Below are 15,062 nucleotides of genomic sequence, written 5' to 3'. Positions count from 1 at the left end.
GTGAAGTACCGGGAAAGGAGGTCGGAGAAGGTGGGCATGTTCGAGAGGTGGCGGGCGCGGAAGTCGTCCGGAGCGGAGTCCGTCGCGCCCGTGACGGCGCCGGGGGACGCGTGGCTCGGGCTGCCGCCCGTGCGGCGTGTCCTCGACGGGGCTCCCCGCACCATCGCGGAGCACGGTTTCGCCGCGTCGCTCGCCACCCACTGGAACCCCTCCTTCCAGACCGACCTCGGCCACGGCGCGGTGCCGGACGCGCCCGGAGGCGTACTCCTCGACGCCGTGCGCCCCGTACGACAGCCGACGGGCGCCCCCACCGCGGAACTGCCGGGCCTGCGACTGCCGGTGGCGGTGACGACCCCGTCGAGCGGCGCGGGGCGGAAGGAGACGGTGGCTCGGGCGGGCGTACGGCCCGATGCCCCCGCGCGGGTACGGGGTGAGGTGACGGCTCCGTCGAAGGACACGGCGACCACGCCGGCACGGGGTCGTACGCCTGCTCCGGTACGGCGAGAAGCACCCCTGCCGCCACGACGAGACACGGCTTCTCCCGTACGGGCTGACGCACCCACGCCGGTACGCAACGATGCGCCTCCTCCGGTACGGGGCAAGGCCAACGCCCCGGCACAACGGGCCACTACTTCCCCCGTACGGGCTGACGCACCCACTCCCGTACGGAACGACGCGCCCGCTCCGGTACGGGACAACGCGACCACCCCGGCACAACGGGCCACGACTTCCCCGGTACGAGCTGACGCACCCACGCCCGTACGGAACGACCTGTCTGCCCCGGTGCGAGGCAAGGCCACCGCCCCGGTACAACGGGCCACGACTTCCCCTGCGCGGACCGACGCGCCCACGCCGGTACGAGGTACCGCGCCCGCTCCCGTACGGGGAGAAGCGGCCGCCCCGGTGAGGGCTGACGCGCCCGCTCCGGTACGCCGTACGCCGCCCGCTCCGGTACACAGTGCGGCCGCGCTCCCTTCCCCTCCTCGCGCGGTTCAGCGTGCCGTCGCGAGTGCCCCGGGACCGTCCTCCGAACCTGCCGGGCGCGAGGCCGTCGGCGTACCGCGCGCGGAGGCGACGGCTGCGGGTGCCATGGCACCCAGGGCCGTCCGGCCCGCGTCCGCCCGGCGCTCGCCCCTGGTCTCCGCCCGGCCCGTGCAGCCGCCGCGCCGGCTGGCCCCGGCCGGTGCCGCAAGGACGGTCGGCGCGCCCGCCCCCGGCACCGCTGCCGTCCAGCGTGCGGCAACTCCCCCTCGTACGGCCGAGGCAGCGGCCGTTCCGACGCCCACGGCCGCATCCGACAACGCCGCACCGGAGCCCTCGCGCACCGGGCGGCCCCAGAACGTCCCGGGCCCTGATTCCCCCGCTGGGCCCGGGACTCCCGTCGGCGCGCCCGACGCGCCGGTGCAGCGCCGTCCCTCCGTACGGCGTTCACGGCGCGCCCCGGGCGCCGACTGGAGCACGGCGACCGCCACGCCGTCGCCGGCCGAAACGCCCCCCGTCGCTCCCGTATCCGGAACGAAACCGGGGCCCGGGGACCCCGTACCTCCGACCCCCCGGGCTCCCCAGCCGCCCCGAGCCACGGCAACGCCCCCCGCCCGGCCGGGACTCGGCGCGCCCGTCCAGCACTCCTCCACCGCCTCGCCCACGCCGCATCCCGGGACCGCGCCCCGCCGGTCCCCTATCGGGGCGCCGATCACCCCTACCTCCGCTGCCGCACCCCGGCCGACGGCCCCGGCAGCCCCGGCGTCGTCGACGGATTCCCGCCCTCCGGCCACCGCCCCGGCGCCCCCCGCGGTCGAACCGGTCGCCCCGCCGTCGACTCCCGTACGGACCGGACCGCGTGCCGAGAGTCCCACGGCCCCTGTGGCGCCCGTCGCAGGTGTCCCCGCCGGACCGGTCACCTCCGTGCCCCTCCCCGTGGTCACCGTCACCGACCTCCCCCGTGCCGCCGCGCCCACCGTCCAGCGCCGTTCCGCCCGGCCGCTCGCCACCCACCGGCCGCTCGCCCCGGGCCTCCCCGGCACCGCGAGCGCGCCCGCCGGTCCGCGTACGGCTCCCGCGACTCCCCCGGCGGCCGTACCCATCGCCGCGCCCGCCACGCCTGCCGCGCCCGGCGTCCCCACCGTCCAGACCGTCCGGCGCTCCGTCGCCGCGCCGTCCACCGGCGCCGTCCGTCCCGTCGTCGTCCCCCTCGCTCCGCCGTCCGTCGCGCGGCCCGTCGCCCGCCCGGTGGTAGTGCAGCGCCAGAGCACGCCCGCTCCCCCGCCCGTCCCGACACCCGCAGCCCCTCCCCCTCCCCCGGTGCTCCCCGTACCGATCCAGCCGACCGCCGCCTCCCCCGCCCCCTGCTCACCACGCGCCCCCGCAGCCCCCGCAGCCCCCGCGGCCTCCGTGCAGCGCAGTACCGGCCCAGCAGCCGTCCCACCCTCCGCCCCCGTCCCCGTTCCCGTCCCCGGATCCGAATCGCCCACCCAGCTCGACGAGTTGGCCCGTCGGCTCGTCACCCCGCTCTCGCGCCTCCTGCGCGCCGAGCTCCGTGCCGACCGCGAGCGGGTGGGCCGGCTCCGCGATCACGGTCACTGACCAGAGCCTGCCCATCCCGGCGCCCACCCCGACACCGACCCCGCCTACCGAGAGACCCGCCTCATGCCCACGCAGTCGGACCCCGCTTCCACCGTCTTCTTCAAGCTCACGATCGACGGCCAGGACCTCGGCCTGTTCAACGGCTGCGACGGCCTGGCCTCCGAGGTGGAGGTGGAGCAGCGCCGGGAGGGCGGCAACAACGGTTTCGTCTGGCAGCTCCCCACCCGCGTCACGTTCTCCACCATCCGTCTCACCCGCCCCCTCACCCCGGACACGGCCAAGGTCGCCGCCTGGATCTCGTCCCTCGCGACGGGCATCACGCGCCCGACGGCGCAGATCGCGGCGCTGCGCGCGGACGGTTCGACGGTCGCGCAGTGGGGTCTCGTCGAGGTGCTGCCGGTGCGGTGGACGGGACCGACGCTGGACCCGGCCAGTCCGGCCGTCGCCACCGAGACGCTGGAGATCGCGCACCACGGCTTCACCGACGCGGGGGGTGCCTGAGATGGCCGGCGTCATGGGCGCCCTGGCGGCCCGCGGTCTTTCCCGTGCTTCGCTCTCCATCCACCAGCCGCCGACGGACCTGGGCGGCTCGATGGGCGGCCGGATCGGCGAGGTGAGGTTCCAGTTCAACCCGGATCAGCTGCAGCTCAGCCGGTCCGCGAACTGGCACACCGAGCGGGCGGTGGCGTACACCCGGGGCGCGCCGCCGAAGTTCACCGGCAGCGAGCCCGCCCGGCTCCAGCTGGAGGTGTTCCTGGACCGGTCCGACGACCCGTCCTCGAACGACGTGCAGCAGCAGGTGGAGCTTCTGCTCTCCTGCTGTGAGGTGACCCGACAGAGCATCGGCGCGAAGGCGCCGTCGCCGCCGTGGGTGGAGTTCTCGTGGGGGTCGTTCTCGACGGTGCGGTTCGTCGCGTACGTGACGTCCGTCTCGGCGACGTACACCCTGTTCAGTCCGAGCGGCACACCGATCCGTGCGACCTGCTCGCTCTCGCTCACCGAGATCGCCACCGCGACGAAGAAGCAGAACCCGACGTCGGGCGCGCTGTCGGCCCGCAAGGCGCACCGCACGGTCGCCGGGGACTCCCTCGCCTCGCTCGCCTGGCGGGAGTACGGCGACGCGACGCGCTGGCGGGTCATCGCGGAGGCGAACGGCATCGACGATCCGATGCGGCTGCGCCCCGGCACGGAACTGCTGCTCCCGTCCACCACCGACATGCCGGACAACGAGGGCGCCTCATGAGCGAGAAGACCTTCACCACCGTGCTCCACGTGCAGCTCGACGGCACGCCGCTCCCGGACCCGCTGGCGGTCCGTCTCACGGAGGGCTGGGTGGACGCCAGCGTCAATGTCCCGTCCGCGTTCCAGCTGACCTTCGGCGACAAGGACGGGACGCTCACCGAGAAGTTCCCCTATCTGAAGGTGGGGGCGATGGCGGTGCTGTCCCCGTTCACCGACGGGCGGCTCGGGGAGCCCATGCTGACGGGCGAGGTGACCGCCGTGGAGGTGGACGCGGCTCCCGGGCAGGGGCGGTACCTGATCCTGCGCGGCTACGACCCCGGCCACCGCCTGCTGCGCAACCGGCGTGTCGAGGGCTATCCGAACATGACGGCCTCCGACATCGTCCGGAAGCTCGCCGCGCTCAACCGCATCCCCCTCGGCAAGGTCGAGGCGACGCCCACCGTCTACGAGCTGGCCACCCAGCCCAACACCACGGACTGGGACTTCCTGTCCCGGCTCGCCCGGGAGAACGACGTCCGGCTCTCCGTCGACACGGCGGGCCGGCTCGTCTTCGCGGCACTGCCGCCGGCCTCATCGGCGCCCGCCGACACCACGCCGGCCGCGGCCAGCCCGTACGTCCTGGACTTCGGCGCGAACACGCTGCACAGCCGGGTGTCGGTGACGGCCGCCGGGCAGGTGGGGAGGGTCGACGTGCGGGGCTGGGACCCCCGTACCAAGCAGGCGCTGTCCTCGCCGACGCCCGCCGTGGCGAGCCGGGACATCGTCTCGGACATCACTCCGGCACAGCTGTCGGCGCCCTTCGGCGCGGCCGAACTCGCCGCGACGGGCACGCCGTTCACGACGCAGTCGGAGGTGGCTCGGGCGGCCACCGCGCTCGCCGACGACGTCACCGGCTCGTTCGCGGAGGTGGAGGTCGCCGTCACCGGCAATCCGTCGCTGAAGCCGGGGCGGCCGGTGGCGGTGAAGGGTGCGGGTTTCCCCTTCGAGGGCCGCTACACCGCCACGGGCGTGCGTCACGTCTTCGCTTCGGGGCAGCAGTTCACCACGTGGCTGACGGTGTCGGGCCGGCAGTTCCGTTCGCTGTACGGGACGGCCTCGGGCGGCGGGGAGCCGGCGCCGCCCATGCCGGGTGTCGCGGTCGCGCTGGTCACCAACACCAAGGACCCGCTGTCGCTGGGCCGGGTCAGACTGCGTTTCCCGTGGCTGTCGGCGACGTACGAGAGCGGCTGGTGCCGGGTCGCCCAGCTCGGCGGGCGCGGCGGCGGGGGTCTCGTGCTGCCGGAGGTGGACGACGAGGTGCTGTGCGCCTTCGACCGGGGTTCCCTTGAACATCCGTACGTCCTGGCGGGGTTGTACAACGGCGTCGACCGACACACGCCGGCCACGGACCGGGTCGCGCCCGTCGATCCGACCAGCGGGCGGGTCCAGTGGCGTGCCCTGACCTCGCGCACCGGCCACACCGTGGAGCTGCGCGAGGAGGGCGGCCGGACGCGGGCCTCGCACGGCATCCGGCTGCGGACGTCGAAGGGCGGGCTGAGCGTCGAGCTGAACGAGGCCCGCACCACGCTGACCATCGACAGCGACGGCACGGTCACGATCAGCGGGGCCCGGGGGGTGACGGTCGAGTCGGGGACCGATCTGACGCTCTCGGCGACGGGTCGGATCCAGCTGAACGCGGGGCTCGGCGTGGACATCAAGGCCGGGGCGAAGTTCAAGGTGTCGGCGCTGGCCCAGGCCGTCGTCAACGCGCCCGCGTTCGTCACGTCGACCGTCCCGATGCCCAACCCCGTCGCGGCGAACCTGCCGTTCTGACCCCGCTGTTCCGAGCAGAAGGAGAAAGCGATGAGTGAGCACTTCGTCGGTGCGGGCTGGGCCTTTCCCCTGCGTACCGGGCCGAGCGGCTCCATCGCCCTGGTCCGGCGCGACCGCGAGATCGAGGAGTCGATGCGCCTGGTCCTGGCCACGGCGCCGGGCGAGCGGCCGATGCGGCCCGAGTTCGGCTGCGCGGTCCACGAGCTGGTGTTCGCTCCGGTCAACGACGCGACGATGGGACGGGTCCGGTACGCGGTGATGTCCTCGCTCGACCGCTGGGAGCCGCGGATCGAGGTGGAGGACGTCACGGTCGCCCCCGCGCCCGGGGAGCCGACCACCCTCCACATCGACGTCCGCTACCGGGTGCGCGGCGCGAACAATCCGCGCAATCTCGTCTTCCCCTTCTACGTCATCCCCTCCGAGGACTGAAAGAGCCGCCATGGCCCTGCCCGCACCCCATCTCGACGACCGTCGCTTCCAGCAGTTCGTCGACGACGCCAAGCGCTACATCCAGCAGGCGTGCCCCGAGTGGACCGACCACAACGTCTCCGATCCGGGCGTCACCCTGGTCGAGGCCGTCGCGCACATGGCGGACCAGCTCGTCTACCGGCTCAACCGGGTCCCGGAGAAGAACCACCTGGCCTTCCTCGACCTGCTCGGCGTGACGCTCTTCCCGCCCGCCGCCGCCCGCGCCGACATCACCTTCCGGCTCTCCGCGCCGCAGCCCGAGCCGGTGCTGCTGCCCGCCGGCACGGAGGTGTCGACCGGGCGTACGGAGACGGAGGAGGCGGTCGTCTTCGCGACGACCGCCGATCTGACCGTCGTCCCCTGCGAGTTGACCCGGCTGTTGCGACAGGAGGCCGGGGGCACGCCCGAGGACCGCTCGCAGGACGTGGTGGGCGGGGCGGACGTCCCCGCCTTCTCGGCCCTGCCGCGCGTCGGCGACGCCCTGCTCCTCGGTCTTTCGGCGGCCGTGCCGGACTGTGTGCTCGTCCTCGACCTGGACAGCAGGGTCGACGGAGTCGGCGTGGACCCGCGCCGCCCGCCCCTGGTGTGGGAGGCGTGGTCGGCGGCCGAGGGCTGGGTCGTGTGCGAGGTCGACGAGGACTCCACGGGCGGGCTCAACCGGCCGGGTGAGGTGGTGCTGCACATGCCGTCCGGGCACGCGGTCTCGCGGCTCGGCGGACACGAGGCGGGCTGGGTGCGCTGCCGGGTCGTGGACCCGGTCGAGGGGCTGCCGTCCTACAGCGAGTCGCCGACCGTACGGGCGGCGGGCGCGTTCACCATCGGCGGTACGGTGCGGGCGGCGCACGCCGAGGCCGTGCGGGACGAGCGTCTGGGCGAGTCCGAGGGCGTCCCGGGGCAGCGGATGCGGCTCGCGCACGCGCCGGTCGTGGACCGGCCGCCGCTGCTCCTCCAGGTCGCCGAGCGCGCGGACGGCGGCGGTGACGAGGAGGAGCCGGAGGCCGGCTGGCAGGAGTGGACCCTCGTCCGCGACTTCGCCTCCTCGCGCCCCGGCGACCGGCACTACACCCTGGACGCGACGACCGGCGAGATCGCCTTCGGCCCGTCCGTACGCCAACCGGACGGTGTTTTGCGGCAGTTCGGAGCGGTACCGCCGAAGGGCGCGGCGATCCGCGCCGTCCGCTACGGCACCGGGGGCGGCCGGGCGGGCAACGTGGCCCGTTCCACGATCACCGTGCTGCGCAGCTCCATCCCGTACATCGCGCGCGTCGAGAACCGCGAGGCGGCGCGGGGCGGGGTGGACGGGGAGACCGTCGAGGAGGCCAAGTCCCGCGCGCCGATCACCCTGCGGGCGCAGGAGCGGGCCGTCACGGCCCGCGACTACGAGGAGCTGGCCCGGCGGGCCGCGCCCGAGGCCGCGCGGATCTCCTGCCTGGCGGCGGACGCCGCCGAGGCCGGCGAGAACGCGGTGCGGGTCCTGGTGGTGCCGCAGGCGGTGCCGGACCGGGGCGGGCGGCTGCGCTTCGAGCAGCTGGTCCCGGGCGACGAACTCCTCGCGCGGGTGACGGGTTTCCTCGACGAGCGGCGGCCCCTGGGGACCCGGCTGGCCGTCGGCCCGCCGTTCTACCAGGGGGTGACGGTGGTCGCGACGCTGCACTCGTTCCGGGCGGCCGAGGCGGAGCGGGTGCGTGCCGAGGCGCTGGACGCGCTGTACGCGTACCTGGACCCGCTGACGGGCGGGGCGCACGGCGAGGGGTGGCCGTTCGGGCGGCCGCTGCGCGCCGGGGAGGTCTTCGCGGCGCTCCAGCGGGTGCCGGGGGTGGAGCTGGTGGACGAGGTGCTGCTGCATCCTGCCGATCCGCTGACCGGCAGGCGGGGTGAGGCGACGGACCGGATCGAACTGGCGCCGTCCGCGCTGCTGTTCCCGTTCGACCACCGTGTCCGTGTGATCGAGGCGCGGTGACCGGCTCCGCGCGGGGTACGGTCCCGGGGCTCGCGACTCCGTACCCGCTGGGGGCGGCGCTGCCGGCCGTCTACGCGGAGGACGACTTCGGGCAGCGGTTCGTGTCCGGCCTGGACGTCGTCCTCGCTCCGCTGTTCAACGTCCTCGACTCGCTGGAGGCGTACTTCTCGCCGGCGCTCGCCCCCGAGGACTTCGTGGACTATCTGGCGACCTGGGTGGGCGCGGAGCTGGACGGCGGCGAGCCGCTGCCGCTGCGGCGGCACGCGGTCGCCTCGGCCGTGGCGCTGCACCGGGTCCGCGGCACCCGGCAGGGGCTCGCGGCGGCCGTGCGGCTCGCTTTCGGCGTCGCCCCGGAGATCACCGAGAGCGGCGGCGCGAGCTGGTCCGCCCGTCCGCTCGGTCCGTTCCCTGGGACGCCCGTGGCCGGGCTGCACGTCGTCCTCCGGGTCGCCGACCCGGCCGCCGTCGATCCGCACCGGCTGCGCGCGGTCGTGGCCGCGGCCCGCCCCGCGCACCTGCCGTTCACCGTCGCGGTGACCTCTTCCCGTACATCCGAAGGAGCCTGACCCCCATGAGTGACGCGCCCCAGTCCCGCCCCTGCCCGGACTGCGCGAGCCCGGTGCGGACGACGGACCAGTCGTTCTGCGACGGTTGCGGAGCGTTCCTGCGCTGGGACACCCCCGCCGGAGCGGCCCCGGCCGCCGACCGGTCCGCCACGGAGCCGGCCCGCGTGCCGGGCCCGGCCGACGCGCCGGAGCCGGCCGCCCGTGCCGACGTGCCGGAGTCCCCCGCCGGTTCCGGGGACCGTTCCCCCGTCGGCTCCGAGGAGGTCACCGCCCCGCTGCCCGCCGTGTCCTCGTCCACCGGGGAACCCGCGGCCGTGCCCGTACCGGGGGCGATCGCGGAGGAGGAGGAGCCGACCGGTCGCGTCGCGCCGGGGAGGCCCGCGCCCGGGGAAGCGGAGGGGGTACCGGCCGGGCGCGCCGCGTCCGGGCGGCCCACGCCCGGGGAACCGGCGTCGGCCGCCCCCGGGGATCCCTCGGACACGGTCGTGCGCTCGCTCCTCGTCCCGGTGCCGGGGAACCGGTCCGCGGAGCCGGCCGTCGCCGCTCCCGTGCTCCCCGCGCGTCCGGAGGCGGCGCGTCCGGCGGTACGGGCGGCCTCGGCGCCCGCCCCCGTCGAGGGCGGCACGCCGTGCCCGGCCTGCGCGCTCGCCAACGCGCCGGGCCGTCACTTCTGCCGCTTCTGCGCGACGCCCATGGCCCCGGAGCGGCTCTCCACGGCCGAGGGTCCGTACGCCGGCCGGCGGCCCGGACTCGCCCGCGACCGCAGTCGTGTGCTGGTCCGCGCCCTGATCGCCGCGGCGGTCGTGGCCGTGGTGGTCGGCGGTGCCTTCGGCGGCCCGCCGGCCGCCCGCGCGGTCCAGGACCATTTCGCGACCCGCGTCCCGGTGCACCCGGTCGCCTGGCTGGCCTCGCATTCCGCGCCGAGGCAGGCCCCGGGGCTGGCGGGCGACGGCTATTCCAACACCTGGTGGGGCACGGGGTACGCGGGCGATTCGGCGGGGCAGTACCTGGAGGCGCGTTTCGCCGAGCCGACCGATCTGCTCAGCGTCCTCGTCACGCCCGGCAGTTCGAAGAACACGACCCAGGCGGACGGGCAGGCCACCCCGCAGACCTTCGACCTCGTGGTCAAGGACGCGGCGGGCGAGCTCCACGTCTCGCACCACCGCGTCAACGACGGCGGCACCCAGCGCGTCGACCTGCGGGTCCGGGACGCCCTGTCGGTCCAGCTGGTCCTGCGCACGGCCTGGCGCGCCGACCCCCGCAAGCAGGTGGCGGTCGCGGAGCTGGAGTTCTTCGGCAGGTCCGTCTCCTGAACCGGGTCCGACAGACGTACGAGTGCCGTCGGCGCGGAGGGCGCCGACGGCACTCGTCGGAGTGGGGGTCAGGGGTCAGGGGCAGCTGATGCGGGTGTCACCCGCGTCGGTGGTGCAGGCGTCGGTGCCGGCGCCGCCGTTGGCGATGTCGTTGCCGGAGACCCCGTCGGTGGTGGTGAGGCGGTCGTTGCCGTAGTAGCCGGTCAGGGTGTCGTTGCCCGGGCCGCCGTTCATGGTGTCGTCGCCGAAACCGCCGTCGAGGCTGTCGTTGCCGTAGTTGCCGTAGACGGTGTCGTTGCCGTAGCCGGCGCGGACGGTGTCGTTGCCGCCGAGGCCGCAGATGACGTCGTTGCCGTAGCCGCCGTTCAGGGTGTCCGCGCCGCTGGTGCCGATGATCGTGCAGCCGCGGGCGTTGTTCACCGAGGTGGTCGCGGTGGCCGTGTTGCCGGTGGTCACCGGGTCCGGCTGGGTGGCGCTGACGCCGGCCGTGTCGGTGAGGGTGCCGGTGGTCCGGGGTTCGGCCGTCACCGTGACCGTCGCGCTCGCGCCGGGGGCGAGGGAGCCGAGGGCGCAGTTGGCCGCCGTGGCGGTGGTCGTGCAGGTGCCCTGCGAGGGGACCGCCGAAACGAGGGTCGCTCCGCCGCCGGAGAGCGTGTCCGTGAGCGTGACCCCGGTGGCGGTGGCGGTGGAGGACGCCGCGTTGGTGACGGTCACGGTGTACGTGGCGCGGTCGCCGATGCTCACGGTGGTCGTCCCGGACTTCGTCACCGACAGGTCGGCGTACGGCGGGGGCGGGGTCGTGCCGTCGCCGCCCTGGTAGCGGGCGAGGGCGAACTGGTAGCCCGCCCCGTAGCCGGCCGCGACGATCTTTCCGTCGGGCTGGACGAGCACCCCGCGGGCCTCGTCGAAGTCGTTGAAGCCGGTGACCACGAAGCCGTCGCCGCCGAAGCCGGTGTCGACGGTGCCGTTCGGCTGGAAGCGGACCAGGCCGAAGTCGTTGGCCTCGGAGCTGTTGGGGTCGTCGGCCTGGCCGGCGAGCACGATCTTGCCGTTCTGCTGGAGCGCCATGGCGTTCGCGAAGCCGCCGTCGCCCGGGAAGGCGACCGAGGTGCGTCCGGCGGTGCCGAAGCCGGCGTCGGGGCTGCCGTCGGCGTTGTAGCGGAGCAGGGCGTAACCGGCGCCGCCGGAGCCCGCGGCGAGGATCTTGCCGTCGGACTGCACCGCGGCGGCGTTGCCGAACTCGGTGCCGCCGAAGTCGGCGGTGACCATGCCGTCGCCGCTGAAGGTGGTGTCGAGGGTGCCGTTGGGGTTGTAGCGGACCACGCCGATGTCGAAGGCGGTGTTGCCCACGTAGCCGACGGAGACGATCTTGCCGTCCGGCTGGAGGGCCATGCTCCGGGCGATGCCGCCTGCGTCCTGGGGCGAGGTGGGCGTGAAGCCGGCGACCACGGCCCCGTCGCCGCCGAGGGTGGGGTCGAGGTTTCCGCCGGTGGTGAGGCGGACCAGCGCGAATCCGCCGCCGGCGCCCTTGCCCGCGGCGACGATCCGTCCGTCGGGCTGCACGGCGACGTCGGCGCCGTCCGCCGAGCCGCCGAACTCGTCGACCCGTACCAGGCCGCCGTTGCCGAAGCCCGTGTCCAGGCTGCCGTCGGTGTTGTAGCGGGCCACGGAGAAGAAGCAGCAGCCCCCGCCCTCCTCCGCGACGACCTCGGTGGTGCCCGCCACGACGATCTTGCCGTCCGAGGGCTGGATCGCCACCGCGTTGGCCGCGTGGAAGCCGCCGCCGAAGTCGCTGGTCACCGTGCCGTCGCCGCCGAAGGTCGGGTCCAGGGCGCCGTTGGCGTTGTAACGGGCGAGCGCGAAGCCCGCCTCGCTCGACCCCGCCACGACCAGCTTGCCGTCGGCCTGCCGCACGATGTCGTTGCCTGCCGCGGAGCCGGTGATGGGGGTCGTCACCCGGCCGTCGGACCCGAAGGTCGGGTCGAGGTCGCCGGGTGCCGCGAGGGCGGTGCCGGGCAGGGCCAGGACGAGCGCGAGCCCGAGCGCGACCGGCACCCCGGCCCTCCCGCCCGGTCCGCGGCGCCGTGCCGCGGATCTGAGAAGTGCGTGGGTCATGGGTGGACGAACCTCCGTCTTCGCAGGTGAACAGGGAACGGGCGACAGCTTCGGGCCCGAACCCTCCGCACCCGCGCGGACCGTGCCGCGCTGCGCCCCACTGGCCCCGGGGGAACCACCCCCTCGGGGGAGCGCGAGGGGGCGCGCGGGCCGAGAACGTCCCCTGACGCGACGTCGGGGAAGGTGCCGGGCGGGCCCGGGGTGATCACCGGGGCGCCCGGTCGCCGCCCGCACCGGCTGACGTCGGCGGGGACGGACGCCCCCGGCTCGGCTCCCGTCCCGCCCACCGCGTACCCTCGCCACCGACGGTTGCGGGACGGACGGTGGGCAGGGTACGGACGATGGCTGAGGCGCCCGGGCAGGGTACGGAGTCCGGTGGCGACGACAGGGCGCGGACCGCGACCGTGCGCGTGTTCGTCGCGCTCGCCCCGCCCGACGACGCGAAGGACGAGCTGGCGCGCGAGCTGGGCCCCGCGTACGAGGCGTACCCGCGCATGCGGTGGAACCGGATCGAGGACTGGCACATCACCCTGGCGTTCCTCGGGGAGCTCCCGGTGGAGACCGTCCCCCTGCTGCGGCCGCCGCTGGCGGAGATCGCGGCGGCGCGAGGACCGGTGGAGCTGGCGCTGCGCGGTGGCGGGCACTTCGACGACCGGGTGCTGTGGAGCGGGATCGAGGGCGATCTCGACGGACTGCACCGGCTCGCCGCCGAGGTGCGGGCCGTCGTCAAGGAGTGCGGCATCCCCTTCGAGGACCGGCCGCTGCGTCCCCATCTGACGCTCGCCCGGGCCCGCCGCGACGATCCGACGTCGGTGCTGGAGGCCGCCGCCGGGCTCGCCGGCTTCACCGGCCGCCCCTGGGCGGCCGAGCGCCTTCACCTCGTCGGCAGCAACTACGGCCGCGGCCCGGGCCCGATCCGTTATCGCGACATCGAGGCCTGGGCCTTCGCCCGGCGGTAGCCGTGGGTGCGGCACTCGCGGGTGAAGCCCAGTGAGCCGTACGGCTCGGCCGCCGGGGCGTTCTCGGCGTCGTGGTCGACCGTCACGCGCCGGAGGCCGAGCTCGGCCGTGCGCCGCACGGACTCGGTCTCGAAGAGGTCGCCGAGGACGCACTCCTCACCCTCCGCCATGTGCCGGGCGGTGGTGTCGGCGGCGCCGGGCCGACCGGGCCGGTACAAGCGGGTTTCCGCCGGGTCGGAGGCGCGGTCGGGTCAGCGGCCGTACAGATCGCGGCAGAGGCCGGCCGCGCCCATGGGCGCCTGGATGGACTCGGCCTGGTGGCAGAGGCGGCGCATCTCGGGCGGCCGGGCGTCCGTCCGTGGGTGCGGGCGAGGCGGGGCGGGCCGGGTGTGCTGGGGGCGGGGTGGGGTCCGCCTGACGGACCCGTTGTTCGCGGGCCTCCTGTCCGTGCGCTTCCCGTTGGCGCGCTTGCCGTTCGTGCGCTTCCTGTTCACGGACTTCCCGGGCTCGCCCGCCTGGGGGTGCGGGTGGTGCCCGGCCGCCTCGCGGGGAAGCGGGCGGCGGGCGACCGGTTCCTCGGCGGCCTTCCGGGGCGATCGGGGAGCCGGGCGGGGGTCGGTGGTGGTGAGGGCCTCGCGCGGAGCGGGCTCTGTGGGTGCGGGCCAGGCGGGGAGCGGGGCCGGGGGCCGGTCCGCGGCCGGGGCGAGCCCGCCGGGGCGGGCCGCCGGCGTCGGGGGGGAGCCGTGCGGGACGGCCACGCATCCGGTGGCGAGGAGCGCGATGAGCAGCAGGAACGTCGTGCGGCGGGCGTGCATGGAGTCACCGTGCCCGAGCCCCGGCGCGCACGGACGGCGGCTCGGCCCGGGTCACCGTGACGAGTGAACCGTCGCCGTGTGTGGACGGAGCGGTGCCGTCGGGTGCGCCCCGGTTACGCGCCCTCCGTACGACTTCACGCTCCGGCGGATGGCGTAGCCGTCGCTGGGCCGCGCCCACCAAGATCAATAACGTGGCGCCCGGCGCGTGACCTCGCGTCTCTTCGGACAGAGAAGGCAGCGACTTCCCGTGAGAACTCCGATGTCGAAGCGCATGACCTGGTTCACGGTGACGACCGCACTCCTGACGGTGCTCGGCACCGCCCCGGCCGGAGCGGCCGGCGACTGGCACAAGGTCGGCAGCGACTCCCGAAGCGGTGTCAGCGGCATCGCGTACGAGGGACGTTCCGAGAACGGGGACGGGGTGAACGCCCTGGTCGTGCACGACAACAAGAGGCCCGGGCAGCCGCGACTGTCCCGGATCGTCCACACCGGGGACTCCTCCGTGATCACCCCGCTCGCCTGGGACGGTGCGGAACCCGTCGACCTGGAGGCGATCGAACCGATCCCGGGGATGCCCGGGGAGTACCTGGCGCTCACCGGCCGCGGCATCCTCTTCCGGCTGAAGGTCGCCGGTGCGACGGCGACGGTCGTCGACTACACGCCGCTGCCGGCGATCGGCGAGGGCGACGACTTCGAGAGCTTCGCCCTCGTCGCCCGGGGCGGGAAGCTCGCGGCCCTCTGGGCGGACCGGGGCACCGGCACGGGGCGGCCCGCCACGCTGTACGCCGCGCCCTTGACGTTCGCCCCGTGGGGGCAGCCCTTGTTCGGCGCCGTCTCGCAGCGGAGCTACCGGTCCGCGTACCCGGCGGACGACGGCACGCGGCACATCTCCGACATCGCGGTGACCGACTCCGGCCGGATCGTGGTCGGTTCGGCGGGGGACGCGGGTGACGACGGGCCGTTCGACTCCGCGGTGAGCGACGCGGGCCGGGTGACCGTGTCGGCGACGGGCCGGGTGCGGATCACGCTGGCGGCCTCCCCGACCGTGCTCGGCACGTTCCCCGGGTACAAGGTCGAGGCCGTGGAGTGTCCGCCCGGCTCCGCCGACGCCCTCCTCGGCACCGACGACGAGAACCTGGGCGGGTACGTGCGGACCGCGCCGTTCTGCGCGACCTGACCCGGATCTCGCGGCTGTGCGGCCGGCTCCGCCTCGGAGGACGGCCGCACAG

The 15,062-nt window shown here is 75.1% G+C and carries 13 protein-coding genes; 10 read left to right on the top strand and 3 right to left on the bottom strand.

All coding sequences use genetic code 11. From position 1 onward, the window contains the following. The first annotated feature begins 1,905 nt into the window (after positions 1-1,905). The 8 genes from BLW86_RS34885 to BLW86_RS34850 all read left to right on the top strand — a co-directional run bounded on the left by BLW86_RS34885 (position 1,906) and on the right by BLW86_RS34850 (position 9,944). On the top strand, positions 1,906-2,583 hold the full coding sequence (locus tag BLW86_RS34885) for a hypothetical protein (RefSeq protein ID WP_143060308.1): 678 nt from the start codon (positions 1,906-1,908) through the stop codon (positions 2,581-2,583). A 63-nt stretch (positions 2,584-2,646) separates the two neighbouring features. After that, positions 2,647-3,084: a phage tail protein gene (locus BLW86_RS34880; RefSeq protein WP_030689162.1), complete on the top strand. Its 438-nt coding sequence runs from the start codon at positions 2,647-2,649 to the stop codon at positions 3,082-3,084. Position 3,085: 1 nt separating this feature from the next. Further along, complete coding sequence (locus BLW86_RS34875; protein ID WP_093877716.1) at positions 3,086-3,826, top strand: CIS tube protein; 741 nt, start codon at positions 3,086-3,088, stop codon at positions 3,824-3,826. Then, the gene (locus tag BLW86_RS34870) at positions 3,823-5,637 is read left to right on the top strand and encodes a VgrG-related protein (protein ID WP_093877715.1); all 1,815 of its coding nucleotides are present in this window, start codon (positions 3,823-3,825) and stop codon (positions 5,635-5,637) included. Before BLW86_RS34875 ends, BLW86_RS34870 begins: the two co-directional genes overlap by 4 nt. 30 nt (positions 5,638-5,667) lie before the next feature. Then, positions 5,668-6,066 (top strand): GPW/gp25 family protein, encoded by a 399-nt coding sequence (locus tag BLW86_RS34865; RefSeq protein WP_093877714.1) that lies wholly within the window; start codon positions 5,668-5,670, stop codon positions 6,064-6,066. 10 nt (positions 6,067-6,076) lie between these two features. Beyond that, positions 6,077-8,065 carry a putative baseplate assembly protein gene (locus tag BLW86_RS34860; RefSeq protein ID WP_093877713.1) on the top strand — a complete coding sequence of 663 codons (1,989 nt, stop codon included), beginning with the start codon at positions 6,077-6,079 and terminating at the stop codon, positions 8,063-8,065. Beyond that, on the top strand, positions 8,062-8,631 hold the full coding sequence (locus tag BLW86_RS34855) for a phage tail protein (protein ID WP_093877712.1): 570 nt from the start codon (positions 8,062-8,064) through the stop codon (positions 8,629-8,631). Before BLW86_RS34860 ends, BLW86_RS34855 begins: the two co-directional genes overlap by 4 nt. A gap of 5 nt (positions 8,632-8,636) precedes the next feature. Then, positions 8,637-9,944: an NADase-type glycan-binding domain-containing protein gene (locus BLW86_RS34850; RefSeq protein WP_093877711.1), complete on the top strand. Its 1,308-nt coding sequence runs from the start codon at positions 8,637-8,639 to the stop codon at positions 9,942-9,944. Between the two features lie 75 nt (positions 9,945-10,019). On the opposite strand, the gene BLW86_RS34845 is transcribed toward BLW86_RS34850, so the two are convergent. Further along, positions 10,020-12,059: a DUF11 domain-containing protein gene (locus BLW86_RS34845; protein WP_093877710.1), complete on the bottom strand. Its 2,040-nt coding sequence runs from the start codon at positions 12,057-12,059 to the stop codon at positions 10,020-10,022. 341 nt (positions 12,060-12,400) lie between these two features. On the opposite strand from BLW86_RS34845, the gene thpR reads away from it, so the two are divergent. After that, positions 12,401-13,018: an RNA 2',3'-cyclic phosphodiesterase gene (gene thpR / locus BLW86_RS34840; protein ID WP_093877709.1), complete on the top strand. Its 618-nt coding sequence runs from the start codon at positions 12,401-12,403 to the stop codon at positions 13,016-13,018. Here the strand turns inward: thpR and BLW86_RS34835 are convergent. Further along, complete coding sequence (locus tag BLW86_RS34835; protein ID WP_093877708.1) at positions 12,979-13,236, bottom strand: hypothetical protein; 258 nt, start codon at positions 13,234-13,236, stop codon at positions 12,979-12,981. The two genes, thpR and BLW86_RS34835, sit on opposite strands and share 40 nt — an antisense overlap. Before the next feature lie 33 nt (positions 13,237-13,269). Next, positions 13,270-13,833, bottom strand: coding sequence for a hypothetical protein (locus tag BLW86_RS41640; RefSeq protein ID WP_093877707.1), 564 nt, complete (start codon positions 13,831-13,833; stop codon positions 13,270-13,272). Between the two features lie 259 nt (positions 13,834-14,092). On the opposite strand from BLW86_RS41640, the gene BLW86_RS34825 reads away from it, so the two are divergent. Beyond that, the gene (locus BLW86_RS34825; RefSeq protein WP_093877706.1) at positions 14,093-15,010 is read left to right on the top strand and encodes a hypothetical protein; all 918 of its coding nucleotides are present in this window, start codon (positions 14,093-14,095) and stop codon (positions 15,008-15,010) included. The last annotated feature ends 52 nt before the right edge of the window (positions 15,011-15,062 follow it).

It is taken from the genome of Streptomyces sp. TLI_105 (assembly GCF_900105415.1).
Lineage (GTDB): Bacteria > Actinomycetota > Actinomycetes > Streptomycetales > Streptomycetaceae > Streptomyces.
This window is presented reverse-complemented; position numbering and strand designations above follow the sequence as displayed.

Excerpts from the sequence above, each read along its gene's own strand:
- BLW86_RS34880 (WP_030689162.1), top strand. The coding sequence starts at position 2,647 with ATGCCCACGCAGTCGGACCCCGCTTCCACCGTCTTCTTCAAGCTCACG.
- BLW86_RS34875 (WP_093877716.1), top strand. The coding sequence starts at position 3,086 with ATGGCCGGCGTCATGGGCGCCCTGGCGGCCCGCGGTCTTTCCCGTGCT.
- BLW86_RS34870 (WP_093877715.1), top strand. The coding sequence starts at position 3,823 with ATGAGCGAGAAGACCTTCACCACCGTGCTCCACGTGCAGCTCGACGGC.
- BLW86_RS34865 (WP_093877714.1), top strand. The coding sequence starts at position 5,668 with ATGAGTGAGCACTTCGTCGGTGCGGGCTGGGCCTTTCCCCTGCGTACC.
- BLW86_RS34860 (WP_093877713.1), top strand. The coding sequence starts at position 6,077 with ATGGCCCTGCCCGCACCCCATCTCGACGACCGTCGCTTCCAGCAGTTC.
- BLW86_RS34850 (WP_093877711.1), top strand. The coding sequence starts at position 8,637 with ATGAGTGACGCGCCCCAGTCCCGCCCCTGCCCGGACTGCGCGAGCCCG.
- BLW86_RS34845 (WP_093877710.1), bottom strand. The coding sequence starts at position 12,059 with ATGACCCACGCACTTCTCAGATCCGCGGCACGGCGCCGCGGACCGGGC.
- thpR (WP_093877709.1), top strand. The coding sequence starts at position 12,401 with ATGGCTGAGGCGCCCGGGCAGGGTACGGAGTCCGGTGGCGACGACAGG.
- BLW86_RS41640 (WP_093877707.1), bottom strand. The coding sequence starts at position 13,833 with ATGCACGCCCGCCGCACGACGTTCCTGCTGCTCATCGCGCTCCTCGCC.
- BLW86_RS34825 (WP_093877706.1), top strand. The coding sequence starts at position 14,093 with ATGTCGAAGCGCATGACCTGGTTCACGGTGACGACCGCACTCCTGACG.